The sequence below is a fragment of the Bacillus sp. GMs2/2 genome, assembly GCF_050172095.1.
GTDB lineage: Bacteria > Bacillota > Bacilli > Bacillales > Bacillaceae_G > Bacillus_A > Bacillus_A cereus.
In genome coordinates this window covers 1-2,302 of record NZ_JBNLYE010000517.1, presented here as the reverse complement: position 1 = coordinate 2,302, position 2,302 = coordinate 1, and the positions used below count along the sequence as shown (strand labels likewise).

Here is a 2,302-nt window from a genome sequence, read left to right as displayed (position 1 = left end):
CTATAATCTTATTATTAATATTTCTTATTATTTTAAACAATGATATAAAAAGTATTAATTATTAAAAGGAGTAAATTAAGTTAGTATGCGATCATATTTAGTCAAACAACATGATGCAACGGATTGTGCAGCGGCCTGTCTTGCGATGGTGTGCATGTATTATAAAAAGGATATATCTATTACCAAGTTAAGAGATTTATTAGGAACTGATATTAAAGGAACTACACTAAAAGGGCTTGAATCTGGAGCTAAAAGATTAGGTTTTGATGCAAAAGCGATTAGAGTGAATCGCGAAACGTTTACTGATGAATTTTCTCTTCCTGCGATTGCTCATATTATTACTAAGGAAGGGCTTACTCACTTTGTTGTTATTCATAAAATTACAAAGCATAGTGTTGTTGTCTTAGATCCGGCAAAAGGGAAAAGGAAAATATCAATTATTGAGTTTTTTAGTTATTTTGATGGGGTTTTATTATTGCTTGCTCCGAACAATGAATTTGTAGTAGAGAGTGAAAAAAATAGAAATACTTTACAAACTTTTATAAAGTTGCTTATGCCACAAAAAAAGTTATTTATGTATAGTATTATTACTTCTCTATTATTAACGATTTTAGGAGTATCATCTGCCTTCTTTAATAAAATTCTAATGGATGAAATACTTCCATACAATTTGAAAAATGGGCTTACTACCTTTGGGTTAGGATTTCTATTTGTAGTTGTAATTCAAGTAGCTTTATCAACAATTAGGCAGCATATATTACTATACTTGTCGCAAAAAATTGATATTCAATTATTGTTAGGGTTTTTTAGACATACATATAAGCTTCCAATGAAATTTTTTTCTACTCGGAAAGTTGGAGACATTTTAACAAGGTTTAGTGATGCATTTACTATTAAGAATATTTTAACATCAGTAACCTTATCATTATTTATTGATTTGTTTTTAGCGATAGCATCTGCAGTAGTGCTTTATCTTATGAATAGTACACTGTTTGGTGTGATTTTAGTTTTAACGTGTTTAAATGCAGCATTAGTCTTTATTTTTAAAGGTCCGTATAAAAAAATTAATTTTCGAAAGAAAGAATCAGATTCTATCCTTAACAGTCATATTGTAGAGACTTTAAAGGGAATAGAAACTATTAAAGTACATGCAGCGGAAGAAAAAACCTTAGAAAAATTAGAGATTGAGTATGTGAAAAATTTAAGAATTAGTTTTAAAGAGGGTGTGTTATCAAATATTCAAAACACTTTCTCCTCCAGTATTTCTGGAATAGGGCAAATTTTAGTAATGTGTATAGGGGCAAGTATGGTTATGGATAAAGATATTACATTAGGTGGATTAATGGCTTTTGTAACTTTATCAGGTTACTTTATGGATCCTATCGGAAGATTAATACATATTCAACTTACCGTTCAAGAAGCGAGTGTGTCCCTTGCAAGAATCTCAGAATTGTATGATGTAGAAAAAGAACAGTTAAATGATAAAAAACAAAAGGTAGAAGGATTATCAGGGGATATTAAATTAGAGAATATAACGTATAGATATGGAAGTAGAAGTCCGGTGTTAGATAATGTATCAATTACAATCCCAGAAGGTAAGAAGGTAGCGTTAGTAGGTGGATCAGGGAGTGGGAAAACTACAATCACTAAACTGTTATTAAGATATTATTCACCTGAAGAAGGAAGTATTAGAATTTCTGGAACAGATATTAATGATTTAGATTTGTATAGCTACAGAAAAAGCATTTCGTATATCCCTCAAAATATAGAATTGTTCTCTGGAACTATTAGAGAAAATATATCTTTGGGTGTGAGAGGTGTAACTGATGAGCAGCTGAGAAAATCTTGTAACGATGCCGGATGTAAAGAGTTTATAGAAAAATTACCAGGTAAGTATGATACATATTTAGATGAAGCGGGTGGAGGGCTTTCTGGCGGAGAAAAGCAAAAGATTGCTTTAGCACGTGCCTTAATACTAAATAATAAGTTTACAATACTAGATGAGGCTACAAGTAATCTAGACTTTATTAGCGAAGCAAATGTATATAATACTTTATTCTCAAAAAAGAAAAATTCTACAATGTTAATCATTGCGCATAGGCTTTCAACTATTCAAGATTGTGATATTATTTACGTTTTAGAACAAGGAAAAGTAGTTGAAGAAGGGACGCATCAATCCCTATTGGAGAAAAAAGGAGCATATTATAAATTATACGCTAGTCAAGTAGGTAATTCTTTAAATGAGAAAGATTTAATAGAAAACTATGAATTTCAGAACGAAGAGAATGCGACTGAGTATATA

At 30.6% G+C, this 2,302-nt stretch carries 1 protein-coding gene; it reads left to right on the top strand.

The window, feature by feature from the left end; translation table 11 throughout:
- Positions 1 to 85 precede the first annotated feature (85 nt).
- Positions 86 to 2,302, top strand: a 2,217-nt coding sequence (locus tag ACQGS6_RS26850; protein WP_426965902.1) for a peptidase domain-containing ABC transporter, incomplete at its 3' end; no start/stop codon positions are given.